Source organism: Chryseobacterium angstadtii (assembly GCF_001045465.1).
Taxonomy (GTDB): Bacteria; Bacteroidota; Bacteroidia; order Flavobacteriales; family Weeksellaceae; genus Chryseobacterium; species Chryseobacterium angstadtii.
In genome coordinates this window covers 619,823-644,884 of the sequence record NZ_LFND01000003.1, presented here as the reverse complement: position 1 = coordinate 644,884, position 25,062 = coordinate 619,823, and the positions used below count along the sequence as shown (strand labels likewise).

General features: G+C 36.8%; 21 protein-coding genes. 7 read left to right on the top strand and 14 right to left on the bottom strand.

Going from position 1 to position 25,062, the window contains the following annotated elements:
• Positions 1 to 17 precede the first annotated feature (17 nt).
• The 5 genes from ACM46_RS10790 to ACM46_RS10770 all read right to left on the bottom strand — a co-directional run bounded on the left by ACM46_RS10790 (position 18) and on the right by ACM46_RS10770 (position 6,355).
• Positions 18 to 518, bottom strand: coding sequence for an RNA polymerase sigma factor (locus ACM46_RS10790; protein WP_048506654.1), 501 nt, complete (start codon positions 516 to 518; stop codon positions 18 to 20).
• Between the two features lie 116 nt (positions 519 to 634).
• Positions 635 to 2,617, bottom strand: coding sequence for a M4 family metallopeptidase (locus tag ACM46_RS10785; RefSeq protein ID WP_048506653.1), 1,983 nt, complete (start codon positions 2,615 to 2,617; stop codon positions 635 to 637).
• Positions 2,618 to 3,234: 617 nt separating this feature from the next.
• Positions 3,235 to 4,050, bottom strand: coding sequence for a hypothetical protein (locus tag ACM46_RS10780; protein WP_048506652.1), 816 nt, complete (start codon positions 4,048 to 4,050; stop codon positions 3,235 to 3,237).
• A gap of 11 nt (positions 4,051 to 4,061) precedes the next feature.
• The gene (locus ACM46_RS10775) at positions 4,062 to 4,571 is read right to left on the bottom strand and encodes an RNA polymerase sigma factor (RefSeq protein WP_048506651.1); all 510 of its coding nucleotides are present in this window, start codon (positions 4,569 to 4,571) and stop codon (positions 4,062 to 4,064) included.
• 155 nt (positions 4,572 to 4,726) lie between these two features.
• Positions 4,727 to 6,355: an NADP-dependent glyceraldehyde-3-phosphate dehydrogenase gene (locus ACM46_RS10770; RefSeq protein WP_048506650.1), complete on the bottom strand. Its 1,629-nt coding sequence runs from the start codon at positions 6,353 to 6,355 to the stop codon at positions 4,727 to 4,729.
• A gap of 176 nt (positions 6,356 to 6,531) precedes the next feature.
• On the opposite strand from ACM46_RS10770, the gene tpx reads away from it, so the two are divergent.
• Entirely contained in the window at positions 6,532 to 7,104 is a 573-nt protein-coding gene (tpx, locus tag ACM46_RS10765) for a thiol peroxidase (protein WP_173426478.1), read from the top strand.
• 60 nt (positions 7,105 to 7,164) lie between these two features.
• Here the strand turns inward: tpx and ACM46_RS10760 are convergent, their stop codons facing one another.
• The 6 genes from ACM46_RS10760 to ACM46_RS10735 all read right to left on the bottom strand — a co-directional run bounded on the left by ACM46_RS10760 (position 7,165) and on the right by ACM46_RS10735 (position 16,589).
• Positions 7,165 to 7,884 carry a TonB-dependent receptor plug domain-containing protein gene (locus ACM46_RS10760; RefSeq protein WP_048506649.1) on the bottom strand — a complete coding sequence of 240 codons (720 nt, stop codon included), beginning with the start codon at positions 7,882 to 7,884 and terminating at the stop codon, positions 7,165 to 7,167.
• A gap of 167 nt (positions 7,885 to 8,051) precedes the next feature.
• Positions 8,052 to 8,618 (bottom strand): hypothetical protein, encoded by a 567-nt coding sequence (locus ACM46_RS10755; RefSeq protein WP_131707575.1) that lies wholly within the window; start codon positions 8,616 to 8,618, stop codon positions 8,052 to 8,054.
• Positions 8,619 to 8,732: 114 nt separating this feature from the next.
• Positions 8,733 to 9,671 carry a tetratricopeptide repeat protein gene (locus tag ACM46_RS10750; protein ID WP_048506647.1) on the bottom strand — a complete coding sequence of 313 codons (939 nt, stop codon included), beginning with the start codon at positions 9,669 to 9,671 and terminating at the stop codon, positions 8,733 to 8,735.
• Between the two features lie 97 nt (positions 9,672 to 9,768).
• Positions 9,769 to 11,754, bottom strand: coding sequence for a urocanate hydratase (locus tag ACM46_RS10745; RefSeq protein ID WP_048506646.1), 1,986 nt, complete (start codon positions 11,752 to 11,754; stop codon positions 9,769 to 9,771).
• A gap of 155 nt (positions 11,755 to 11,909) precedes the next feature.
• Positions 11,910 to 16,109 (bottom strand): T9SS type B sorting domain-containing protein, encoded by a 4,200-nt coding sequence (locus tag ACM46_RS10740; RefSeq protein ID WP_083997382.1) that lies wholly within the window; start codon positions 16,107 to 16,109, stop codon positions 11,910 to 11,912.
• Positions 16,110 to 16,298: 189 nt separating this feature from the next.
• Positions 16,299 to 16,589, bottom strand: a complete 291-nt coding sequence (locus ACM46_RS10735) for a hypothetical protein (RefSeq protein WP_048506644.1) — start codon at positions 16,587 to 16,589, stop codon at positions 16,299 to 16,301.
• Between the two features lie 234 nt (positions 16,590 to 16,823).
• Here ACM46_RS10735 and ACM46_RS10730 point away from each other — a divergent pair, with 234 nt between their 5' ends.
• A complete protein-coding gene (locus ACM46_RS10730) occupies positions 16,824 to 18,161 on the top strand; it encodes a S41 family peptidase (protein ID WP_048506643.1) in 1,338 nt (445 codons plus the stop codon).
• Positions 18,162 to 18,170: 9 nt separating this feature from the next.
• Here the strand turns inward: ACM46_RS10730 and ACM46_RS10725 are convergent, their stop codons facing one another.
• A complete protein-coding gene (locus tag ACM46_RS10725) occupies positions 18,171 to 19,151 on the bottom strand; it encodes a 2-hydroxyacid dehydrogenase (RefSeq protein WP_048506642.1) in 981 nt (326 codons plus the stop codon).
• 925 nt (positions 19,152 to 20,076) lie between these two features.
• Positions 20,077 to 20,727: a protein-L-isoaspartate(D-aspartate) O-methyltransferase gene (locus ACM46_RS10720; RefSeq protein WP_048506641.1), complete on the bottom strand. Its 651-nt coding sequence runs from the start codon at positions 20,725 to 20,727 to the stop codon at positions 20,077 to 20,079.
• A 139-nt stretch (positions 20,728 to 20,866) separates the two neighbouring features.
• Here ACM46_RS10720 and ACM46_RS10715 point away from each other — a divergent pair, with 139 nt between their 5' ends.
• The 5 genes from ACM46_RS10715 (at position 20,867) to ACM46_RS10695 (ending at position 24,443) form a co-directional block, all read left to right on the top strand.
• Positions 20,867 to 21,829, top strand: a complete 963-nt coding sequence (locus ACM46_RS10715) for a Gfo/Idh/MocA family protein (RefSeq protein ID WP_048506640.1) — start codon at positions 20,867 to 20,869, stop codon at positions 21,827 to 21,829.
• Positions 21,830 to 21,888: 59 nt separating this feature from the next.
• Complete coding sequence (gene bla-A / locus ACM46_RS10710; protein WP_048506639.1) at positions 21,889 to 22,767, top strand: CGA/CIA family class A beta-lactamase; 879 nt, start codon at positions 21,889 to 21,891, stop codon at positions 22,765 to 22,767.
• Between the two features lie 70 nt (positions 22,768 to 22,837).
• Complete coding sequence (locus tag ACM46_RS10705) at positions 22,838 to 23,248, top strand: hypothetical protein (protein ID WP_048507136.1); 411 nt, start codon at positions 22,838 to 22,840, stop codon at positions 23,246 to 23,248.
• A 12-nt stretch (positions 23,249 to 23,260) separates the two neighbouring features.
• Complete coding sequence (locus tag ACM46_RS10700; protein WP_173426483.1) at positions 23,261 to 24,151, top strand: 3-hydroxybutyryl-CoA dehydrogenase; 891 nt, start codon at positions 23,261 to 23,263, stop codon at positions 24,149 to 24,151.
• A 52-nt stretch (positions 24,152 to 24,203) separates the two neighbouring features.
• On the top strand, positions 24,204 to 24,443 hold the full coding sequence (locus tag ACM46_RS10695; protein ID WP_007845674.1) for a hypothetical protein: 240 nt from the start codon (positions 24,204 to 24,206) through the stop codon (positions 24,441 to 24,443).
• A 49-nt stretch (positions 24,444 to 24,492) separates the two neighbouring features.
• Here ACM46_RS10695 and ACM46_RS10690 read toward each other — a convergent pair whose 3' ends face one another.
• The gene (locus tag ACM46_RS10690; protein WP_048506637.1) at positions 24,493 to 24,903 is read right to left on the bottom strand and encodes an META domain-containing protein; all 411 of its coding nucleotides are present in this window, start codon (positions 24,901 to 24,903) and stop codon (positions 24,493 to 24,495) included.
• Positions 24,904 to 25,062: the final 159 nt, after the last annotated feature.

Here is a 25,062-nt window from a genome sequence, read left to right as displayed (position 1 = left end):
TGGTATTGATTTAAAAATTAGGAGTTATTAGAGTTTAAGATATCTTTCAGTTTGTTTTTGGCCCGGTTCATTCTTACTCTGGCATTACCTTCGGAAATACCCATCTGTTCTGCAATCTCTTTCCCTGAAAAGTCTTCCAGAAAATAAAAGATAAAAGCTTTATCAATAGCATTCAGCAAGCGGATTGCTTCATACATTCTGGTTAACTTTTCTTCTTTGTCAAAATCATAATCATCCTGAGCAATTTTATACACGGAAAAGTCTTCATTAGAGATAAAACTTCTTTTTTTCTCAGATTTAAGAAAAATAATGGCGGTATTGAGTGCAATCCTGTATAACCAGGTAGAAAATTCGCTCTGTCCTCTGAAACTGGGATAAGCTTTCCATATCTGATAGGTTATTTCCTGAAAAAGATCATCGCGGTCGTCTTTTTCGGACATATACATTTTAGAAATCTTAAAAATGATTCCTTTATGTTTTTCAATCCTTTGTAAAAATTCCTGCTCTAATGAGTTCATGATTTCGGGCTCTATAGAGTTAGTTTTAAATGTAAAAAAATGTTACAGATATTTCTGCAAAATAAAAAAATCCGACAGAAATACTTCTGCCGGACTCCACTTTACTTGCTATAAAATTATTCTACTATAACTTTCTTTGTTGAAACAGGGTTCCCGTCTGAAGTAATCTTCAATAGGTAAATACCCTTCTGAACATCATTGACATTCATTTTATTAGCACCTTTGCTAAGCTTTTGCGCAGCCTTGATCAATCTTCCTGAAACATCATAAAGCTCTGCGGAAGCATTATTTTTATCATTTTCTATGGTAAATACACCGTCTTTTACAGGATTCGGATAAACCCTGAACTGATCCTGGGTACGCGTTGTTTCATTAGTCGCCAGTATTCCGTTTCCGATACCTACAGCGTACCATGCTTTCACATTTTGCTGCTGTTCGTTGCTGGAAGCCCCATACAGATCCGTCACAGCCTGTTTTGTGAAATTATAGGCATCCATATAGGTTGTATTAGGGGTCATATAATTCACCAAAGCCCTGTAAATAATTTTTTCTGCTTTCTCTATGGTAATTCCGGTTACATTAAAAGCATTTCCAATGTCATTGGTTCCCGAACCACCTTGCGAAAGAAGATAGAACCAATAGTTTCCTACTCCACTGTTCGTATGCACTCCTCCATAATCATTATTTGCATCAGGATTGGCTGTACTTGCCCAATAAGTTCCATTATAGGTATCAGGCTGTGGCCCCGGATCTACATTATTAGGATCAGACATATTTCTCATATATGAACTGGTAAAAAAAGGAGGAACAGGAATTCCTTCTCCAATTGTCCAGTTCGGAGTACCTCCGGAATAAAACTCGATGGCCGTTCCCATCATATCTGCAATAGATTCATTGATGGCTCCGGATTCTGATTGATAATTTAATCCTCCCAAACCATTTCTTCCTATAATCAGGTGGGAATATTCATGTCCTGCCACATCTATTCCCACTACAGGATTCATTAAAGTAATCAATCCTCCGAAAAGAGTTCCGTTACCATACAGCATACATACAATTCCACCGTACAAAGGAGTATCAAGAGCGGCAGCATTGGCCCCTCCGGTAAATCCTCCGAAATCGAAGTTGTAATAGTTGTCTATTTTAGCTCCATTACCATCATAACTTTTTCTGTTATGTCTTGCCATATAATAATCATAGGCATTTTTCATTCCCCAATGAACCTCTACAGGAGGTTTTGTATTGGCATCCGTATAATCTGCTACGGGATTGATATATTCTTCAACGTTAATAATTCCGCCATTGACGGTATCTACATCAAGATTGGTCCCATTCCTTGTATGAATATTTCTTGCATTATCCATCAAACGGAACTGCCCGTTATAAGAATCAACCGTGATAGACTGATTTCCTTTATAGTACGTTGCACTTGTAGAAGGAGTATCTGCATCATGAACCCTTGAATTTTTCTTCACCACAGTCCCGGTTACATTGTCTATATAATATGTAAAAGCCTGCAAAGGTTTCATGGACAAAGCTTCCACCTTAGAAGTGTGGTAAAGAACTGCTTTCCGTCCATTATTTACTTTTGTGATCACCTCTTCAATGCCGGAAATAGTAATTTTACCCAGCGGTTTAAGATCGGCAATAATAATTGATCTTATCCTTTGAGAAGTAGGCTGCTGTCTTGGAGAAAGATTGATATCTGTGATAATCTCACCGTTCACATACGTTAATTTACCATTTTTTTCATGCAGTAACACCACATCATCCATTACTTTCACTCCTTTGTAATAATGCTCATAAACCGAATGCATTATTCCCAGTTCGTCTTTATTCTGTTTAAGGAGTCTGTAAGAATGGTCACTTCCTGTTCCAAGCCATTCTCCAAGATGATTGGTTAAAAAATCTGATGAAATATTTTGTCCGCTAAAATCGGCACTAAAATTTCCCAAGACAGAAGTTGAAGAAATTTTCGGAAGGTCCTTCACTGAAATTTCTTTTTTTCCTTTGTTCTGGGCCTGTACTAATGCAACAGGTGCAAAACCGAAAACCGCAGCAAAAGCCAGGGCACGGGCTAAAATAATTATTCTTTTCATATTACATTTAATTTTTATTTCACAGTTAGTAGAAAAAGCTAGAAAATGTTACATTATTTCCAAACAAATACTACTTTCATTGTTAAGTTCACTTCCGTTTCATAAAGTAAAAGAGAAACAAAAAAATGATAAAAGATTAAAAATGAATCTATTATAGAGAAAAATAATTCCAGGAAAAGTATTTACCTAAAGAATATAAAAAAACCCAACAGGAAAATTTTCCTGCCAGGCCCCATTGTGTGTTTTTTTTAGTTTTTCCGGCAAAAAATGCCGCGGTACAAAAATAATTTTAACCCATAAACGATCTTTTGAAAGTCTATTGATTAAGGTTTGAACAGTCAGTATGAAATTTAAGTAACCACAAGTCTAAATATGTTACTAACATTTTACATTTCTAGCAGTTAGTAGAATAAAAGTAAAAATGTTACACTTTTTATGGAAAAATTTTCATTAAAAGTGAAAATTAATTTCTTTTATTTTTAAAATTATTCCCAAAGCTTTATAACAGCCTTTTTCCGGCAGGAGCATTTTTTATTCGTTAATATAAAAAACAGACCCGACAAAAGTTTTGCCGGGTTTATGTATAGGTTTTATTCCAAATCTTTTAAAAGAATAAATCAATTCAGATTGTTGAGTGCATCTTGAAGGATATGAACATCAATGAATTCCATTTTAACGCCGATAATAATGAAAAGAAAAAGAACCAACGTTAAAAATATGATGATAAAAATGTATACAGAAACAAACCATAAGATAGTATTCAGTATATTTCCTTTAAGCCCGAAATGATTCATGAAAAACCTTTGAGAGCGTTCAAACCAAGAGTTCCCTCTTCCTCTTTTGGGTCTGGGCTCAACTCCGTTCAATTCATCCACAAGCTGAACAACATCTTCTATATAGCGCCCATACATGTAATATATCCAATATTTTATAATAAACCAAACGAGCATCAGTGTAATAAGAAAACTGATCCCGAAAATGGAAAGATTATACTTCACCTCAAAATGAAAATTGATCTTGACAAGTGACAACAGAAGTGCAAGAGGAATGTAGGAAATATAATAGGAAATGTAGATTTCTTTCGATATTAAAAGCTGTGTTTTCAGGTTAAATAAGTCATAGTTGGTGTTGATACTGCTGTTGCAGAGCATTTTGTACAGTTTAAGAAAGCGGGCATAGAAATAAACGATCAATGCCAGGGTCAGGGTGACGACAAAAGCTGAAATGATCACAATATTTGTATCTCCGGAAGCAAACGGAAACCCTATCAGAAGCGTAGGTAATGTGACGACCATCAGCCAGAATTCTGTTTGCATATTGATTTTGAGCATCTGCAACGGAGAATGGATTTCACGCTGTTTCTCAAAAGAGATCTCAGGCAGATCCTGCCTGTTGTCTTTATCCCAAAGTTCTTTAAAATTTTCTAACTCCATTTGTTTTTCTTTTAAATCTGGCTGCTCTTTTGCTTTTCAATAATTTCTTTCAGTTTTACCTTCGCTCTATTCATTTTTACCCGGGCATTCACTTCCGTAATACCCAGTTGGCGGGCAATTTCTTTACCTGAAAAATCTTCCAAAAAGAAAAAAATAAGCGCCTTATCTATAGGGCTGAGCTGATGAATAGCCTCATACATCAGTTTCATATTTCTATCGTCTGCGTCATTGTAGGATTCCTGCGGAACAACAAGATTCTCTACTCCCTGATTTTGTATAAAACTACGCTTTTTTTCGCTACGCAGAAATACAATTGCCGTATTCAGTGCAGTTCGGTAGAGCCATGTTGAGAAGTCACTTCTCCTTTGGAAATCTGCGTATGATTTCCAGGCCTGATAAATGATCTCCTGATACAGGTCATTCTGATCATCCTGATTGTCCATATACATTTTAGAAATCTTGAATATAACACCTTTATGTTTTTCAATTTTTTCCAAAAACTCTTTTTCCATTAAAGACATGCTCTAAACTCTAGTCATAAAATAGTATTTTCATCAAAATACTACATTTTCAACATAAAAACTAAAAACTACACGGCTTAAAGTACAAAATCCTTAAAAAATAAAGAAATTTATTATGAATTATTATTTTATGTTAAATAGAGTTAAAAGTATGTCTAGAAAATATAATCGGTACTTAAAAAATTAGAATCATGTTCTCTCACAATGGTATTCAATAATTTTTTATTGGAATCTGTGAGCTTTGCCGCAACCAGGGATCTGATAGAGAATGAACGGAGGGCATCAAAAACAGAAAGTGTTCCTTCTGCACTGTCTTTTCTTCCTGTAAACGGAAAGACATCCGGACCACGCTGTGCCTGACAGTTGATATTAACACGGCTCACCAAATTCACGAACGGATCAATCAATCTGGAAACTTCCTGTGGATCTTCACTGAAAATACTTACCTGCATTCCATGCGATGCATTCACCTGATACTCTATGGGCTCTTCTATATCTTCAAACGGAACCACCGGGATTACCGGGCCAAACTGCTCTTCATGGTAGAGCTTCATATCACTGTTCACGGGATATACCACAGCAGGAAAAACAAAAGACTCCTCAGTAAATCCTCCGTTTTCATTTAAAATTTTTGCCCCTTTAGTCAAAGCATCTTCTATACATTCTTTAAGATAGGATGGCTTATTGACTTCCGGAAGCGGAGTTACTTTCACTTCTTTTTCCCAGGGAAGTCCCGGTTTCAATGCTGAAACGGCTGCACTTAATTTTTGCGTGAATTCTCCGGCAATTTCTTTCTGAACAAATATCAGCTTTAGTGCCGTACAACGCTGTCCGTTGAATGAAAGAGAGCCCAGAATACATTCGCTGACCGCAACATCAAGATCTGCATTTTTAGTTACGATAGCTGCATTTTTGGCATCGAGGCTCAGAATGGCGCGCAAACGATTGACTTTAGGATGAAGCTTTTTCAGTCCGTTGGCCACTTTACTTGATCCGATAAAGGCAAGAACATTTACTTTTCCACTTTCCATAATCGGGGTAATAATTTCCGAACCTTTTCCATAGAGTGTGTTTACAGTTCCTTTCGGGAAAGCTTCTTTAAATGCATTTAGTAAGGGATAATGAGCCAGTACTCCATGTTTCGGGAGTTTGAATAAAATGGTATTTCCCATGATAAGCGCAGGAATCAGCGTTGTAAAAATCTCATTTAAAGGATAATTGAAAGGTCCCATACTTAAAACAACCCCCAGCGGAGCTCTTCTGATCTGAGCTATGGTTCCTTCTGCCTGCTGGAAACGGGAAGATTCCCTGTCCAGATCTTTCAATGCATCAATAGTTTGATTGATATAATCTACGGTACGGTCAAATTCTTTCGTGGAATCAGCCAGCGTTTTTCCAATTTCCCACATCAACAGTCTGATCACCAGATCTCTCTGCTGAATCATAAGATATACAAACTTCTGCATACACTGAATTCTGCCTTCAACAGACATGGTTGGCCATTCTCCCAAACCGTTATCATATGCTTTAACGCATGCCTCAAGAACATCCATAGCTTCTTCAGGACCAATATTCGGGATACTTCCGAGAAGTTTTCTCTGAAGACCACTTTCTGTAGAAATACAGACCGGAGAATAAATATTTTGAACCTCTCCTTTCCATTCTACCAGTTCGCCATTGAGAAGATAGACATTCTGATGGATTTCGGGAACTTTAAATTCTTCAGGAATTTCACTTTCACCTTTAAAAATATTTTGAAATAACGGCTTGTTTACTGAATCCATAAATTTTGTTTTTTATAATTTGGAGTCTACTCTATAATTTTTATAGAATAAAGGTAGCCGTTAAAATTGATTTTAAAAATAATCTGTTGATAGATTTGTTCTATTGGGCGGGTGTTTGAATTAAAATTAATGTCAGATACTGAAAAAATGAATAATTTTACTAAAAATAAAATTTCATGTTGTCAAAATTAGCTTTCAGCACATTAGTGTTCTTCTCAGCATTTATTTTCGCTCAAAATAGCAAAACAGCAAATACTGTTCTGATGGGAGGAAAACCAGTACACACTTACGCCAAACTGCCGGCAGTAAATAAAGCAGCACCCCAATTTACGCTTACGGATATGACGATGAAAGATCAAACCCTTGATTCTTACAAAGGAAAATTTATGATCCTTAATATTTTCCCAAGTGTAGATACAGGTGTTTGTTCCGCTTCTGTACATCATTTTAATGAAGATGCAGCGAGTATTCCCAATACGGTTGTTCTTTGTATTTCCAAAGACCTGCCTTTTGCCCAGAAAAGATTTTGTGGCGCAGAAGGAATCAAGAATGTAGTGATGCTTTCAGATTTCCGTTCAGATTTCGGAAAAACTTATGGTGTAGAAATTACAGATTCTGCCATGAAGGGATTGTTAAGCAGAGCTGTTGTTGTCATAGATCCTTCAGGAAAAATTATCTATGAAGAGCAGGTAGCCGATATTTCACAGGAACCGAATTATGAAGCAGCAATTGCAGCGATAAAAAAGTAAGTTTTGCTTTTAAACTATGATAAAACAGGCTGCGGCGATCTTCGATCGCCGCAGCCTGTTTTACTTCTTAATCTTCCCTTTTTTCGTTTTAATAATGATGACTCCGTTCCGGGCCTTTTCACCATAGACCGCAGTGGCAGAGGCTCCTCTCAGAACATTCATGGTTTCTATCATATTAGAATCCATCGTATTGAGTTCTTCCAGGCTGCTCACCTTTCCATTAATGATACACAAAGGTTTTTCAGCATTTCTTAATGTAGATGTAGCACCTCCTATTGTTATTTTCTGGTGAGGAGTACTGTCTTTTGGTACAGTAGGAACTCCATTGCCAATCAAACCGCTTAACTTTGCCTGCATATCATTCTGTTGAGCATTCACCAAAAGATTTCCCGGTACTACTGTCGTTGAACCAAGCAGCATTTTTTGTTTCTTTTGAAAAATCACTACATCTTTTAGTTCGTCTGATTTTAAAGTATCATGAATCTCATTTTGCTGTGCATGTACAGAAACAAATCCTCCTGTTGTCAACATAAAACCTACCGCAAACTTCGTAAACAATGAATTAATCAAAGAATAGTTCAGATCTCTGTTAAGCTGCGATGTGTTAAAATTTCCGCAAATAACTTCTGAAGAATGAGAAAAAACCTCTATAATCTCCTGATCAGAAGCAGAAGTAAAATCGTGAACTGTTTTCGAGCAGACGGAACAGAATCTTCCTTTTTCATCGGGGGTCATCATTTCCCAATTTTCGTGACATGGTTTTGGTATCGTGATTTTCATAGTCTCTTTTTTAAATAAAGATGCTTTGATTCTGAAAAAGGTTGGAAAGAGTATCCTGAAAATTTAGATAAATTCTATACAAAAAATTCAGCGATATATTCTTTTTGATTAAAAGCAAAAATGGAGATCAATCTAAAGCTTGAAATTATATGTTTTTTTTGAAGCCCTTATTTCTTACTTTCGATAACAATAACTCCATTTCTCCCCTTGTTACCATAAAGCTTTACTGCCCCTTCACCAGAAAGGACTTTTATACTTTTTACCTGATCAGAATTGATCTTTTTCATTCTTTCTTCAGATATTTTCTTATCATCCAATAAGATCAAAGGCTGTGTAGATTCAATGTTTTCTTTTGTTGGCATACCTAGCCATATGGTTTTATTGATGGTATTGTTAATAACCTCTACAGCAGGCAGCCCTTTTTTAAAGTCAATCTTTTTCACTTCTTCCCCTTTTAATTCCTGCGCATTGGCGGTGGTTATCATTCCTCCTGCAGCCAATAATCCTAATGCCAGTTTGCCTGTTAGTGAAAAGTTTAAATTCCGTTCTAATTGGTCCTGTGTAAATCTTCCACAGACTTTTTCATCAGAATTAAAATTGGCCAACAATTCTTCATCTGAAAAGTTGGTAAAGTCCTTAACCACTTTAGAACAAACAGAGCAAAATTTTCCTTTTTCATCGGGACTCATGGTGTCCCAATTTTCATGACATGGTTTTGATATGGTAAGTTTCATAATCTCTTTTTTAATTTCTAATAAAGATGCAAGATTTACAATAAAGGTTGGAAACGCAACTGAAATATTTTGATCCAACTTGTTGAATTATGAAAAGATTTAATTCAATAAACTCTATTTAAGCATCGGAAATATTTTCTTTCTGAAAATAAAAACAATTAATCCTGAAAGCAGCAGTGATAAAATAGAAACAAAAATCCCAATAAGTTGAGATCTTCTAACCTGTTTCGTCTGAAATTTAAGCTCTTTTTTAATTTCCTTTTTTGCATGATCAATAATAGGTGGATGATAAAGTTCAATTCTTATTTTCAATATAGGATCTTCAAAACCATATTCCTTCGCTTTTTCAAAAGTTTCCCGGGCACCATCTTTATCTGCCAGCAAATAAGAAATGTTTCCCAGATCAAAAAGAAGCTGTGCCACTATTTTATCTTTAGGCACTACAAAAGATATTCTTTCGTTTAACTGATAATAAAGCTGTTCTCTAAGGAGCTCCAAACCTTCTTTTTTCAATGTTGATTTTGGAAGATCTTCTTTTCCAAAATCAGTGTTGATCAAATGTTGGGAGGTAAAATATTTTTCGCCTTTAAGTTTAGCTTTTAAAATATTAATGTGAATCCATTCTGAATAAAAATGTGATTTTGAACTGATCTTCACAGATCTTTCAATCCAGCGTAAAGCTTCCTTATCATTTCCCAAAAGTTCATAAGCTGTTCCCATATTGGAAGCTGTGGAATATCTGCCGGGAGCCATAGATTCAATTCTTTTGTATAAGTCAACCGCTTCCCTGTATTTCCCTTGTAGGATCAAAATATATCCCTGATCCGAAAGGTAGTCTACATGTTTAGTTTCTTTATATCCTTTTTCAAGTGATACTAACAATTCTTTTAAACGATCATTTCCTCCGAAATTGTGTCCGTAAGGAACAAATCCCTCATAATCTCCAAACAGCATTTCCCCGTTTGCCAACAGTTTAGTATCTCCATTAAGACAACCTGAAACAGGGCCTGAGAGCAAAAACCCCAATATTGCAGCTAAAATATATTTTCTCATATATCGTAAAATAACTTTAGATAGTTTTGAATAAAAATAAAAAAACTTTGCTATACAAAATACAGCAAAGTCATTTATGATCTAATTTCTTTTTTAATTAAAACAAACTCTCATCCACAAAATTCGGTAGTGTCACCTTCAGATTCGGTTCTGCCTCCATTGCTCTTTTAATAGCGAAAACAGCACCTTCATTTCTGGCCCAGCTTCTTCTTGAGATACCGTTGTTTACATCCCAGAAGAGCATGGATTTCAGTCTTCGGTCTGCATCTTCACTTCCGTCCAGCAGCATTCCGAAACCTCCGTTGATCACTTCGCCCCAGCCTACTCCACCTCCGTTATGGATGGAAACCCATGTAGCGCCACGGAAACTGTCACCAATCACATTGTGAATCGCCATATCTGCCGTAAATCTTGAACCGTCATAGATGTTGGAAGTCTCTCTGTAAGGCGAATCCGTACCGGAAACATCATGGTGATCTCTTCCTAAAACTACCGGTCCGATCTCTCCGTTTTTGATGGCATTGTTGAAAGCTTCCGCAATTTTCATTCTTCCTTCTGCATCTGCATAAAGAATTCTTGCCTGAGAACCTACCACCAGTTTATTTTCCTGAGCGCCTTTGATCCACTGAATATTGTCTTTCATCTGCTGCTGGATTTCTTCAGGAGAGTTTTTCACCATCTCTTCCAGAACAGCACATGCAATGTCGTCCGTTTTCTGTAAATCTTCCGGATTTCCGCTGGCACATACCCAACGGAACGGACCGAAACCATAATCGAAGCACATAGGTCCCATAATATCCTGAACATAGCTCGGATATTTAAATTCTCTTCCCAAGCTTGGATTCTCTGCCATTACATCTGCTCCGGCTCTTGAAGCCTCCAATAAAAAGGCATTTCCATAGTCAAAGAAATACATTCCTTTCTGAGTATGTTTGTTGATGGCTGCAGCGTGTCTTCTTAATGTTTCCTGAACTTTCTCTTTGAATAATTCAGGTTCTTCAGCCATCATTCTGTTTGATTCCTCAAAGCTTTGTCCTGCCGGATAATAACCGCCAGCCCAAGGATTGTGAAGCGATGTCTGATCTGAACCGATATCAATCTTTAAATTTTTCTCATCGAATTTCTCCCAGACTTCCACAATATTCCCCAGATAAGCAAGAGAAACGGTTTCTTTATTTTCCTGAGCTTTTCTTACTCTTTCTATCAGTTCATCTATATTTTCATGGATCTCGTTCACCCACTTCTGTTCGTGACGGATTTTTGTGATCTTTGGATTCACTTCAGCACATACAGTCACACAGCCTGCAATATTCCCTGCTTTTGGCTGTGCACCACTCATTCCCCCTAATCCCGAGGTTACAAAAAGGCCTCCTTTCGGATCTTTTTTAATCTTTCTGAATGCATTCAGAACAGTAATCGTAGTTCCATGAACAATCCCCTGCGGACCAATATACATATAACTTCCCGCTGTCATCTGTCCATATTGCGTAACCCCTAAAGCATTGAATTTCTCCCAATCATCCGGTTTGGAATAGTTCGGGATCATCATACCGTTTGTTACCACCACTCTTGGAGCATCTTTATGAGACGGGAAAAGCCCCATCGGATGGCCGGAATACATCACCAGCGTCTGTTCATTCGTCATTTCAGACAAATATTTCATCGTTAAAAGATACTGAGCCCAGTTTGAAAATACCGCCCCATTTCCTCCGTACGTAATCAGTTCGTGAGGATGCTGCGCCACGGCATAATCCAGGTTGTTCTGAATCATCAGCATAATGGCTTTCGCCTGCTCAGATTTCCCGGGATAATCCGCAATAGATCTTGCTTTCATTTCATAATCCGGACGGAAACGATACATATAAATTCTTCCGTATTTTTCCAGTTCCTCCTTAAATTCAGGCAATAACTCTGCATGAAACTGAGGTTCGAAATAACGCAGTGCATTCTTCAGAGCAAGCTTCTTTTCTTCTTCTCCTAAAATTTCTTTACGCTTTGGTGCATGGTTGATATTGGTTTCGTATGGTTTAGGCTGTGGCAGCTGATTTGGAATCCCCTGCTGTATCTGTTCCTGAAATGTCATATGGCTATTTAAAATTCAATGTTTAGAATAAAATGTTTGAAGTTTTAAAGATATTCAAATTAGGAAATATAGGCAAGGGAATTTCGTGATGTGTTGATTCGGGTGATGTGATGATTTGATGATGTGATAATGTGGTGATATGAAAATTTTACATTTTACTTCGTATTTTTAACGAGAAGCCAGCCTGAAATTACTTTACCGTTCGGCAGGGTGATCACATACCAGTAGGTGGCTGTAGGAATCACTCTTCCGGCTATAGTTCCGTCCCATACAATCTGTGTATTTGTACTTTGCTCAAATATTAAGGACTGATATCGGTCAAATATCTTCACATTGGTCATACCTCCACCAAAAATCCGGAGATTTTTTATAACCCACTGATCATTATGGCCGTCTCCATTAGGGGTAATAGTGTTTTTAATATCCAGAATCAATTCTTCATGGGTTACAATACATGCCTCATCTTTATATTTCACATAGAACGTAATAATTTCTCTCGGTAAATTATAGAATATATTACTTGTCTGCCAATTAATTCCGTCTATAGAATACAGGATTGTTTTTGAACCTGTTGCAAATACTGTACATTGATTATTATTAACATCAATTCTTTGAATAACCGGTACCTCATAATATTTAACTTCAAGAGTTGCTGTATAAGTACATCCATTATCCGATGTTACGGTAAGACTGTATATTCCTGGAGTTTTGATTCCGGTAACGGTAGCTGCTGTTGAAATGACCTGTCCATTAGGATGGGTCCAAGCATAGCTTACAATGGTATATCCCGGAACCTGGGCTGTGTAAGTAAGTGAACCGTCAGGACAGATATATTGCACAGGCATTGTAAAAAAAGGAGGCTTTTTTAAAGAAAGGTGAATTTCTGCCTTTTCGGAACAAAATTCAGGAATACTTACTTTTACATAAATGATATTGGGACCTGTATTTTGGTTAAATAAATACACTGAAGGATTTGGAATTACATTCGTATTGGCGTTCATGTCAGCCAAAGAAGGATAATATATAAATGTTGCGTTACCACCAGGATTGAGCTGTTGCTCAAATTGTGTTAAATTAACATTTTCAATTCCATCATTTCCATTATCACAAACATTGTTAAGCTGGAAAGGACCAGGATTTTGAAGGGTCAGTTTAGTTCCAAAAACAAAATTTATTTTCACAATATCATCACAACCCGGAATATTCTGTACTTTCACCCAGATCTGCAAAGGGAAAGGATTAGCCGTGTAATTACTCGGATTAGCAATGGCGTTCACCCCGTTTTGTGCGTCCTGCTGGGTAAGATAAAAACTGAAAGTATTGGCTGCATTAGGTGTATTAACCATTGAACCTGTATAATTCAATAAATTGACTTCGTAGCTTCCATCCAGATTTTCATCACAAACACTGATGGTTGTACTTATCGCTTTTGGAGGGAAATAAGTATTCAGCTGAATTGAAGCTATAGAATAACAGCCTGTGGTATTGGATTGAAATCTTGCCCAGACCATCAGCATGGAAACATTGGTAGTGATCGTATTTCCAATCTGGCTGGCCGGATTTCCAGCGTTGGCTTCTGCAGATGTGAGATAGTAAGATATGGTAATGTTTGAAAGCGGCACCGTATTTTGCGCAGGAATGAACAACTGAGGTACGGCGTCATTTAACTGGAATGTTTCATTTAAATCAAAATTTTTATCACAGGTATTCAATATTGCATTATTCAACCGGATTGGGGCTAAAAATGTCATTTGTATATTGACTTTCGCCACCGAGAAACATTCACTGTTATTGAATTCAACTTTAACGTATACTGTCGCATTTCCTGCTACCGGAAACTGCCCCGGGTTATTGATCGGATTGGAAAAAACGTGCGTGGCGGGATCATAATTAAGATAATAGGTAAAAGTAGCATTCGCTCCATTATAGATCTGAGGCTGAGCCAGCAGCAAGTTATAGTCTTCAGATCCGTCGTTGTTATTATCGCAAATATTGTTAACGATAATATTCACCTGCGAATTGACTCCGGAGTTTGAAGTAAGACTGAAATTTACAGGATAAATTTCATGACAATTATAGGAAGTAATTTTTACAAAAATCTGATGATTGCCCGTCACTATTAAAGTAGTTATTGCATTAGTTCCATTCTGCGCATCAGCCATTGTCGGGTAAAATGCTGTTGTTGCCACCTGATTTCCCACCATAGCAGCCGAGTACTGATCCAGCTGTATCGTTTCTGTGTTATTATGGTCATAATCACAAACTGTAAAGTTGGACTGAATAATAACAGGATGCACTAAATGAACATTAATAGGTCGTATCGTATAGCAAAGGTCAGACTGCTCAAAACGTACAAAATATGTTTTTATGACCAGATTTCCGTCAGTCGTAATCACCTGATTAGGACTGATGGGATTTACCCCTGCTGTGGCTGCTGTAAAATCATCGTAAAATTCGGTGACCGGAACTGTGGGCGGAGCAATAAGCATACCTGCCGAAAGCGTAGTGAGATTGATACTAATATCATCTGTCCCATTAAAACAAATATATTCATTCTTTACCTCTACGATAATTTTTGTAAACGTCACATTCATATTCACGGGAACAATGGCAAAGCATCCGTTCGGGATCTGAACCCTGATAAAAATCTGATATATGCCTTCCCTAATTGTTATTAAACCGGTTCCTGTACCTGCAAGAGCTTCATCATAGGTTTCAAAAGCTGTAAAAACAGCTCCGGGTTGGGTTGTTATAAGCGGACCAATAGTGACAGCATAATCAAAAGGCTCACTGTTATCTGCATTAATATCACAAACCGAATAAGAAAAATTGATAGGTGAATTAATATTAACTCCGGGTTTGAAATTAAAACGTACAGGTCCTAAAACATAAGTACAGTCTGTATCCTGAAGTCTTACCCAGAGAAGTAAATTCGTGGTTATGTTTGCTGTTGTTACTGCATTGGTATTATTCTGAGCATCCGTTTGCGTTAAATGATAAGAAATTCCTGTAGTTCCCGCTGGAAAAAGTTCGCTGTTCAGTAAGGATAGATTATAATTTGGTTCTACATTATCATTATTGGTGTCACAAATTTCTACAGTAGTTTTAAGCAAATTTTTGGTGAGAAAATTTAAGGTTAAGACAGCAACCCTGAAACATCCCGGAACATTGGGATTTTGAATTCTTACATACAATACGGTATTGGCGGTAAGGGTATAAGCTGTGGGGATGGCATTCGTTCCATTTTGTGCATTTTGCAGTGTTGTATGGAAACTGAAATTAAAATTGGCCGGATTTTGAGAAGTAAGATTTGACTGAAAATTATTTAGATTAAGATTAACTGGCGCATTTCCACAGAAATTCTGCGTAAAATCTTTTGCTGCAGGATACGTAGGATCAAATGTAACGGTAAAATCATCTGTCAAAGTAAGAGTACTGGTTCCACAAATGGCAAAATTAGCACTGGCCGTATAGGTCTCATTCTGCGTGGGGCAAAGCGTTGTCTGAATCCCGGTTCCTACGGTCTGACCCTGGGAATTCGTCCATGTGACTTCAGGCACTATATTGTTTCCCAGCGGACTGAATCTCCAACCTTCCTGAGAAGCTTGCCAGACCCCTGTATTTCTTGTAGCAGGCGAATATCCTGCTGTTCCGTCTGCATTAATCACCCCAATGAGTGCATTTTCAAATTTTCTGGTTGGGCAGGGAGTCATTTTTTTCTCTACAAAAACTTCAATAACATTCGTTGTTTCGTGCAAAACAATCTGGGATGAAGACCGGTCTGTACAACCTGCTACTCTGCCTTCATAAAAACTAATCACAAATTTCCTGTACGGTGCATTTCCTACGGTAGAATAGTAGATCTCTGAAGGATCTCCGGCAGAAAAAACAAGATCATGATAAACTCCGAAAATAGAATTTTTAGAAAGACCGGTATTAGGATTTTGCCATTGTACATTTGGATAGTTAATATTCCCTAGCTGATCAGCATCAAAAGTAATCATCCCGTTGGAACCTACCACAAGAGCATCAAAATGCTGATTGAAAAAACAGAATTTAAAAGGTAGATCCAGTTTTACAGCAAATAAATCATCATAATCCGCATTAAGTGGTGTTCCCTGATTCAGGGCAACAGGTGGATTGTAAGGAGTGGAACTCACTTCGTAACTGGTAGTCTGCTTCAGAACCGGGTATTCTACATGAAGAGACAGGCAGCCATTGGCATCGAGGTTATTATTACAGGTTACATTAAAACTTTCGTTTCCGGCCGCATCTTTTACCTTTATATCGCCAGAAGCCTGTGAAAAAACAAAAACAGCAATGAATAACATTGATAATTGTAGAGCTTTCACCATATATTGAAAAATTTAAAAAAATTAATCACAATAATACAGTGAAGTTAGCAATTTGTCAAAACATTTCAATCCATTTAATTCTAAAAAAAATTAAAATTAACGCAGGTAAAATACAAACAACTGATAGTCAAATAATTGCATTGTAATTATTAATAAAAAACTATACATTTAATAGATACTACTTAAATACTACCTTATCAGATCATCATTCTCTTCTTCGTGATCATCTTCATTATCGCTGAGGCTCCAGTAGTTGTTTTCTTCATCTTCAGATCCAATTTCTTCCATATCGTCGTCATCTTCGGTTCCTGGAATATCCAGACCTCCATCTATTTTATCATCATCCTCTTCTTTCAGAATAGGATTTCCGTCACCATCCATCGGAATGTGCTTTTCCTTATTAAATATGTCTTCGCTGGGATTGTAATCCATCTCTTCCAGCTTTCTGTTTTGTTCGTTGATGTTATCTTCTGGTATCATAATATGAAGTGTTTAGGGTTTAAGAATAAGAACAAAAATAATTCCAAGCTCAGGATTTATGGGTAAACTTTTTTTCAAAATAAAATTTAAATTGTTATTCTAGTGCTATTTATTATTCATTGAGTTATTGTATTTTAACCTGACCAAAAGATTCTTTAAATCTACAAAAGAGACAGATCGAAAATAAAGCGGTGAATGGATTTAATGGTATCATTTAACTTATAAAATAGAGCAATGAAAAAAAATATATCGTTATCTCTGGCCGCCATTTCACTGGGATTAAGTTTATCCGGACCCGTCTTATTCGCACAGGAAAAAAAAACTCAGATTGATCAAACGACCATTAAAGAGGTTATTCACAGTATCGACACTATTATTCAAAGAAATTATGTTTATCCTGATAAAGGCGCATTAATTGTCAAATTTCTCAATAACCAATACAAAAAGGGGAAATACAAAAATCTGACTGATCCTGTACAACTTACGGATAAAATTACAACAGATATCCTTTCTGTTCAGAACGACAAACATTTGCGAATTGAGTATAATCCTCAGCTTGAGAAAGATATTATTAAGTTTAATTCTTCCATTTCGGATAAAGACAAAATAACAGAACTGGATATTGCCAAAGAAAAGTCTCAGAACTTTTACTTTAAGAAGCTTGAAATTCTGCCCTCAAACATTGGATATATGGAATTTACCAATTTTGCATTATCCAGTAATGAAGCCCGGAAAATAATTCAGTCGGCGATGCAGTTTTTATCAAACACCGATGCCTTGATCATCGATTTACGAAATAACCGTGGTGGCAGCGGAGCATCAAATAATATATTGGGCTACTTTTTTGATCATCGAACGAAAACAGGACGCACCTTTAACCGTATCCAAAATACATGGACCGACAGTTTTGTGGAAAGCCCCGAAAATGGTGAAAACTTACGCATGAAAATGCCTGTCTATATATTGGTTAGTAAAAAAACATTCTCTGCCGCCGAAGGATTTGCGTATACTTTACTGACCCTTCGAAATGCAAAAGTGGTTGGAAATTCTACAAGCGGAGGCGCTCACCTCACCCGAAGTTTTAGTCTGGGCAATGGTTTTGTTGGTTTTATCCCTTATCTCCGTCATGAAAATGAGAAAACACATACGGACTGGGAAGGTACAGGAGTTGTTCCGGATATCCTATCTGATTCTCCTTTGCTCACCGCACAAAATGAAATACTTAAAGATAAACTTAAAACAGCGAACAATCAGGAAAAGTCAAAAATACAATGGCTTATTCATTACAACGAATCACAAATAGCCGATATCAAAATTGATAGCAGCCAAATGGAAAAATATACTGGTCGTTTTGCCGAGTTTGAAATTACAAAACAGGACAGCCAATTGTATTTCAGAGATGTCAACCAAAACAGCAAAGTTCCCTTTCCGATGATTGCTATTTCTCAAACCTTGTTTCAGATAGGCGGAGATTATCAAATAGAATTCATTAATCTGTCAAATGATAAATTCCAGGCAGTCAATATGAGCTGGAGCGACGGATGGTCTGAAAAAATTGACAGAACACCTTAAAAATGAAAATCAATTAACTTTATAGATTTCCGGATTCACGCAATAAGGTATTTTTTCACCTTTTGAAAAAGCAATAATATTCTTGGCTGCGATATTTGCCATCCCTGTTCTTGCCTCGATCGTTGCAGAACCGATGTGCGGCAGTACACAAACACTCGATAATTCTAAAAGCGGACTTTCCTTAGACATAGGCTCGGGATGAGTTACATCTAAACCTGCTCCCCATATTTTTTTCGAGATTAGTGCTTCATACAGGTCTTTTTCGTTCTGGAAACCGCCTCTCGCCGTATTGATGAAAATGGCGTTGTTCTTCATTTTTCCAAAAACAGGAGCATTGAAAAGATCCTTCTGTTCAGGGGTAAAATTCGCGTGAACACTTAAAACATCAGATTGCTCCACCAATTCTTCGAAAGAAACGTAGCGGGCATTTAACTCCTTTTCTGCTTCTTCATTGCGGTTTCGGTTGTGGTAAATGATTTCCATACCAAAAGCATTTTTAGACTTTTTAGCCATTTCAAAACCTATTCTTCCCAAGCCCAATATTCCTAGCGTTTTTCCATACAGTTCCTGCCCTAAAGCATGTAATGGATCAAAGCCTCCCCAATGTCCGTCTTTTACTTTCTGAAAATTATAGCTGGCTCTTCTCGCCACCGACTGCATCAACAGAAATGCTACATCAGATGTGGCTTTGCTGAGTACATCCGGTGTATTTCCAACCGGAATATTTCTCCGAGAGGCTTCCGGAATATCTACATGATCAAAACCTACAGAGTATAAAGCAATCATCTTTATATTGGGGCATTGATCGAAAAAATCTTTATTGTATTTAAATTCTCCGCCTACCCCTAAAATAGCATCACTATTCTGACAATAAATCAGCCATTCTTCATAAGACAGATTTTCGTGTTCCGGAATAAAAACCTCAAGTCCTGCTTCTTTCAGCTTATGGATTCCTGTTTCCGGAATTCTTTTATTGATAAATACTTTCATTGATTATTTCTGATTGAAGTTCTGTTTGAAGTTCAAGATAAAAAATATAAACCACAAAAGGAACAAAAGTTTTTTAACACTTTAATTTAAGTTTTAAATAATACTGCAGAAAAGGACACACAAGTTTTGTAAAAAATCTTAGATTTTTATTGGGTATGATAAAGAAATCTGCATCATCAGCTCAATCTGCGAGAAATTAAAACAATTGAACCATTAAGGTTTTTTAAGCTTTTAAGAATATGAAGGTGAACTTCGCTTGAAGACATACAGCTTAAAAAATCATTTGATTTTTCTTAACTATTCTTATCATCTTCATTGATCTTAATGGTTTATATTAACCACAAAAGGCACAAAAGTTTTTAACACTTTAATTAATGCAAAGTTTAAAATATTGCTGCAGAAAAGGACACCGAAGTTTTACAAAAAATCTAAGATTTTTATATGGGATAATAAAGAAATCTGCATAATCTGCACAATTCGCGCGAGCTTAAAGATTGAACACAAACATCTGTGCTCCTCCGTGAAATCCGTGGTTAATGAAAAATATCAACCACAAAAGTCACAAAAGTTTTTAGACCCATCAGTTAATTTAAAGTTTAAAATCCTACTGCAGAAAAGTACACCGAAGTTTTATAAAAAATCTGCGCCATCAGCTTAATCTGCGAGAAATTAAAACAATTGAACCATTAAGGTTTTTTAAGCTTTTAAGAATAGTAAGGTGAGCTTCGCTTGAAGAAATACTGCTTAAAAAATCATTTGATTTTTCTTAACTATTCTTATCATCTTCATTTTATATTAACCACAAAAGTCACAAAAGTTTTTAGACCTATCAGTTAATTTAAAGTTTAAAATCCTACTGCAGAAAAGTACACCGAAGTTTTATAAAAAATCTAAGATTTTTATTGGGTAAATTAAAAAATACGCATTAATGATTGGTATTTCCCAACATGGGAACAAATTTATAAGCTCCGAATTCCTCTTTTTCAAACTGAGTAGGAGCCGTTTTTGTAAATCTGTACAAAATCTGTTCATCAGTAGGCCCCAACGGAATAACCATTTTTCCTCCAACATTCAGCTGTTTCAGTAATTCCGTAGGCAACACTGAAGCACCACAGGTAACAATAATCTTATCAAATGGAGCAAAAGTAGGAAGCCCGGCAAAACCATCTCCGAAACTCTGAAATTTTGGGTTCAAATGCAGCTCTCTGAACTTCTTCTTGGAAAAATCAAAAAGATCTTTCTGCCTTTCCACGGTATAAACCAAAGCTTTCATTGCCAGTAGAACGGCTGTTTGGTATCCACATCCTGTCCCGATTTCCAGTACTTTCTCGCCCGGTCTTACCTGTAACAGCTCAGACTGTTCTGCTACCGTTGAAGGATGGGAAATAGTCTGATGGGATAAGATGGGAAATGCCCGGTCTTCATACGCATAATCTTCAAAAATACTTTCGATAAAAAGATGTCTCGGAACTTCACTCATTGCCGAAAGTACATTCTCATCTGAGATGCCGATTTTATGTCTTAAATATTCAACTAAGATTTTTCTTTTTCCTTTATGTACAAACGAATCATGCATCATTACTAAGATAGTAGTTATTAGGTTGTGGGTAGTAGATTCTACAAAAGTAAAAAAACTATCAATACTTATCAACCTAAAAGCGACAACGTATTTCCTAATACCTAAAATTCTTATCTTTACAAAAATTAAAAAATCTATGTTAAAAGCAGGTTTGGTAGGTGCCGGACATCTGGGAAAGATCCATTTAAGACTTCTTAACCAATCAGATAAGTACGAGCTGGTAGGTTTCCACGATAAAGATATTGAAAACGGAAAAAAAATAGAAGCTGAATTCGGATATAAATATTTTGAAAATTTTGACGAACTTCTTGAGCAGATTGATATGCTTGATATTGTGACGCCTACAGTGTATCACTACGATTATGCATTAAAAGCCATTGAAAAAGGTCTTCATTTTTTTATTGAAAAACCGGTAACCCAAACTCTTGAGCAGGCGGAAGAAATTCTTCAGAAATGCAAAGAAAACGGGATCAAAGCGCAGGTAGGTCATGTTGAAAGATACAATCCTGCTTTTATCGCTACCAAAGACTATATCAAGGATCCGATGTTCATTGAGATTCACAGATTGGCGGAATTCAATCCAAGAGGAACTGATGTTTCTGTTGTATTGGATCTTATGATTCATGATCTGGATATTTTATTAAGCATGGCTAAATCTAAGGTTAAAAATATTCATGCCAGCGGCGTATGTGTAGTAAGCAAGACTCCGGATATTGCCAATGCCAGAATAGAATTTGAGAATGGCTGTGTAGCGAATCTTACGACTTCCAGAATTTCGATGAAGGCGATGAGAAAAAGCCGTTTCTTCCAGAAAGATGCCTATATTTCTGTAGATTTCCTTGAGAAAAAAGCAGAAGTTATCCGGATGAAAGATGCTCCTGAAAATCCTACTCCTTTCGATATGATCATTGAAAATGCCGATGGGGAAAAGAATCAGATTTTATTTGAATATCCGGATATTCAGCCTAATAATGCTATTCTTGACGAATTAAATTCTTTTGCAGATGCCATTACCGACGGTACAAATGTAGAAGTTTCCCTGGAAGACGGGACCGAAGCTTTAAAGGTTGCTCTGGAAATTGTAAAGCTTATTTCTTAATTATTTTAAACCTGAATATTCTTGTTAAGCAGTAAAAAAGCTGCTTTAATAGCCATATTATGAAAAAAATAGGACTTTTCTTTCTTCTGGTTTCATCATTCACCTTCGCGCAGAAATCAGCTTTAGCGCAGAAAATAGACGCTATTACTAAGGGTAAAAAAGCGACCGTCGGAGTTTCTGTTCTGGGTTTTGAAAACAATGTGAAATATAATAAGAATGGAGATCGGCCGTATCCGACTTTAAGTGTATTCAAATTCCATATTGCGTGTGCAGTGCTGGATCTTGTTGACCAGGGAAAGCTTTCACTGGATCAGAAGCTGTTCTTCAAAAAAGAAGATATGCTGGAAAACACCTGGTCGCCCATCCGTGAGAAATATCCTGATGCCAATATTTCCCTTTCTTTGGGAGAAGTACTCGATTACACTGTTGCGCTAAGCGATAATAATGGCTGTGATCTGCTGTTAAAACTTATCGGAGGAACGCAAACTGTGCAGAAATTCATGGACTCCAAAGGGGTAAAAGGCTTCCAGATCAAGCGTAATGAAGATGACATGCACAAAAACTGGAAAACACAGTATGACAATTACAGTACACCCAATTCCGCAGTACATGTTCTGAAAAAATTCTATGACGGAAAACTGCTTTCCAAAAAGTCTACGGATTATCTGATGCAGATTATGATCGGAACCAAAACAGGTACCAACAAAATTGTGGAGCAGCTTCCTAAAAACACGCCTGTAGCTCACAAAACCGGTTCTTCCGGAAAGTATGACAACGGTCTTACGGTTGCTGAAAATGATATGGGAATTATCACTCTTCCCAACGGAAAACATTATGCAATTGCTGTATTTGTAAGCAATTCTACGGAAACTGATGCGGTAAACTGCAAAATGGTTTCCGACATTTCCAAAGCAGTTTGGGACGATTTTAATAAATAAAATATTAAGCTTATTTTTAAAGCTGAGAAACTGATTGAACACAGTTCTTCATCCTTTAAAAATGATTGATATGAAAAAAATAGCAGTAACAACATTTCTCTTCTGTTCAGCACTCTTTTTTGCACAAAAGAGCCTGAGCTATATAAAAATAAGTTACGGCAGCATCTGTTGCGGAACTCCTTCTACAAAACCGGTAATGGATTATCTGAAAAAGTTTGAGAAGACTAATCAGCTCGGTACTTTTGAAGTTCTGAAACAGGGAGGAATGGGAAGAGAAGGTGAATTTAATTTATACATCGGAACAAACAAATTGGGTAAAAAGCAAAAAAAGATGTTTGCAAAAGGCCTTCAATCTATCATTACTTCACAAAATAAAGCCAGAAAACAGGACAGTGACGGTACAGTGGATTTCGATCCGGCAGTAACTGTTTATCAATCTGATTTAACTGGAATTAAAAATTTAACTATCTATAAAAAATAAAAGAAAAAAATGATCAAAAACATTGTCGTTATTGGAGCAGGAACTATGGGAAATGGCATTGCGCATACTTTTGCACAAAGCGGATTCAAAGTAAATCTTGTGGATGTATCTCAGGATGCTCTGGACAGAGGACTGAAAACCATTACAACCAACCTTGACAGAATCATTGCCAAAGGAAACCTTACCGAAGAGCAAAAAGCTGAAACATTAGGGAATATCACTACGTTTACAGAGCTTAAAGACGCTGCCGGAGCTGCAGACCTTATAGTAGAAGCAGCTACTGAAAACCAGGATCTTAAACTGAAGATCTTCGGACAGATGGATGAGCTGGCTCCTGCCAACTGTATTCTGGCGACCAATACGTCTTCTATTTCTATCACTAAAATTGCCGCTGCTACCAAAAGAGCTGATAAGGTGATCGGAATGCATTTTATGAACCCGGTTCCTATCATGAAGCTGGTAGAGATCATCAAAGGATATTCTACTTCTAAAGAGACGTTTGACGCGATCTACGACATGAGCAAAACCTTAGGAAAAGTGCCTGTAGAAGTGAATGATTATCCAGGTTTTGTAGCCAACAGAATTCTGATGCCGATGATTAACGAATCTATTGAAACCCTTTACAACGGAGTAGCCGGCGTGGAAGAGATTGATACGGTCATGAAGCTTGGAATGGCTCATCCTATGGGACCTCTTCAGCTGGCAGATTTTATCGGTCTTGATATCTGTCTTGCCATTCTTAATGTAATGTATGACGGTTTCAAAAATCCTAAATATGCGCCGAACCCACTTCTTGTTAATATGGTAATGGCGGGGAAACTGGGCGTAAAGTCCGGTGAAGGTTTCTACGATTATTCAGAAAGCAAAAAAGCTGAAAAAGTTTCAAAAATGTTTTTGAAATAATTTTAAGTCAATAATTTTATTTATCTTTGATAAAGTTAAAACATTAAAAAAAATGAAATTACCAAAGTTTTTATTAGCAGACAATTCGGAATTTCCTGAAGATTTATTCGTAGTTCACACAGAATATCCAAGATTCATCTTAAACGTTGAGGAAGAAGAAGTTGAGTGGCTAGATGATTTGGAAGGTGACGATGAAGAAACTATGGCAGACGAAGCTACAAAAGTGGTAGAAGCTGCGTTTAAATGGTGTGATGAGGAGTTGGCTAAGTACGACGAAGAAGAGGAAGAATAATAACAACCTAAACATAAAAAAGGAACTCAAATTGAGTTCCTTTTATTTTTTATTCAGTTTTATTGAATTTCAACAGCAGAAGATTGTCTTTATAAAGTTCCAGTGTAGTTCCGGAAATCACATATTTGTTGGCCTTCCCTACCATATCCATAAAATTCTGCTCAACGCTCATATTATTGCACATCATTTTAGTAGATCCCATTTGTCCTGCAGAGAAATCACCTGTAGAAGCATCTATTTTAGCGGTTCCGAAATAGTTGTTGCATCCTGCATTTCCATTGATCTTTTCCCCCTCAATATTAAGGGTTGGCACCTTACCTTTCACATTATCAGCTAATGTCCATTTTGTATTGGCCAGTGAAGGCTGTGCTTTTCCTACTTTAGAAGCGGAAGCACTGGACATTGTTCCGCATGATGCCAGAACAGCTGCTGCACATATACTTAAAAAAAGATTTTTCATTTTTTACTTTTTGAATTACTCAAATTTAAGGAAATTATATTATTTAAACGGGATGCGGGGGATTTTATTACTTTTTAAGGGTTCTAATTTTGGGCTAAAGCCTTTCTTATTGTGGTAATTTGAAAGCGGGCTAAAGCCCGCTCCTATTGAATATCTATC

Coding starts and splice junctions, on each gene's coding strand:
- ACM46_RS10690 (WP_048506637.1), bottom strand. CDS start 24,903: ATGAAAAATCTTTTTTTAAGTATATGTGCAGCAGCTGTTCTGGCATCA.
- ACM46_RS10740 (WP_083997382.1), bottom strand. CDS start 16,109: ATGGTGAAAGCTCTACAATTATCAATGTTATTCATTGCTGTTTTTGTT.
- ACM46_RS10715 (WP_048506640.1), top strand. CDS start 20,867: ATGTTAAAAGCAGGTTTGGTAGGTGCCGGACATCTGGGAAAGATCCAT.
- ACM46_RS10770 (WP_048506650.1), bottom strand. CDS start 6,355: ATGGATTCAGTAAACAAGCCGTTATTTCAAAATATTTTTAAAGGTGAA.
- ACM46_RS10705 (WP_048507136.1), top strand. CDS start 22,838: ATGAAAAAAATAGCAGTAACAACATTTCTCTTCTGTTCAGCACTCTTT.
- ACM46_RS10755 (WP_131707575.1), bottom strand. CDS start 8,618: ATGAAACTTACCATATCAAAACCATGTCATGAAAATTGGGACACCATG.
- tpx (WP_173426478.1), top strand. CDS start 6,532: ATGTTGTCAAAATTAGCTTTCAGCACATTAGTGTTCTTCTCAGCATTT.
- ACM46_RS10735 (WP_048506644.1), bottom strand. CDS start 16,589: ATGATACCAGAAGATAACATCAACGAACAAAACAGAAAGCTGGAAGAG.
- ACM46_RS10730 (WP_048506643.1), top strand. CDS start 16,824: ATGAAAAAAAATATATCGTTATCTCTGGCCGCCATTTCACTGGGATTA.
- ACM46_RS10720 (WP_048506641.1), bottom strand. CDS start 20,727: ATGCATGATTCGTTTGTACATAAAGGAAAAAGAAAAATCTTAGTTGAA.
- ACM46_RS10790 (WP_048506654.1), bottom strand. CDS start 518: ATGAACTCATTAGAGCAGGAATTTTTACAAAGGATTGAAAAACATAAA.
- ACM46_RS10750 (WP_048506647.1), bottom strand. CDS start 9,671: ATGAGAAAATATATTTTAGCTGCAATATTGGGGTTTTTGCTCTCAGGC.
- ACM46_RS10695 (WP_007845674.1), top strand. CDS start 24,204: ATGAAATTACCAAAGTTTTTATTAGCAGACAATTCGGAATTTCCTGAA.
- ACM46_RS10745 (WP_048506646.1), bottom strand. CDS start 11,754: ATGACATTTCAGGAACAGATACAGCAGGGGATTCCAAATCAGCTGCCA.
- ACM46_RS10780 (WP_048506652.1), bottom strand. CDS start 4,050: ATGGAGTTAGAAAATTTTAAAGAACTTTGGGATAAAGACAACAGGCAG.
- ACM46_RS10785 (WP_048506653.1), bottom strand. CDS start 2,617: ATGAAAAGAATAATTATTTTAGCCCGTGCCCTGGCTTTTGCTGCGGTT.
- bla-A (WP_048506639.1), top strand. CDS start 21,889: ATGAAAAAAATAGGACTTTTCTTTCTTCTGGTTTCATCATTCACCTTC.
- ACM46_RS10775 (WP_048506651.1), bottom strand. CDS start 4,571: ATGTCTTTAATGGAAAAAGAGTTTTTGGAAAAAATTGAAAAACATAAA.
- ACM46_RS10760 (WP_048506649.1), bottom strand. CDS start 7,884: ATGAAAATCACGATACCAAAACCATGTCACGAAAATTGGGAAATGATG.
- ACM46_RS10725 (WP_048506642.1), bottom strand. CDS start 19,151: ATGAAAGTATTTATCAATAAAAGAATTCCGGAAACAGGAATCCATAAG.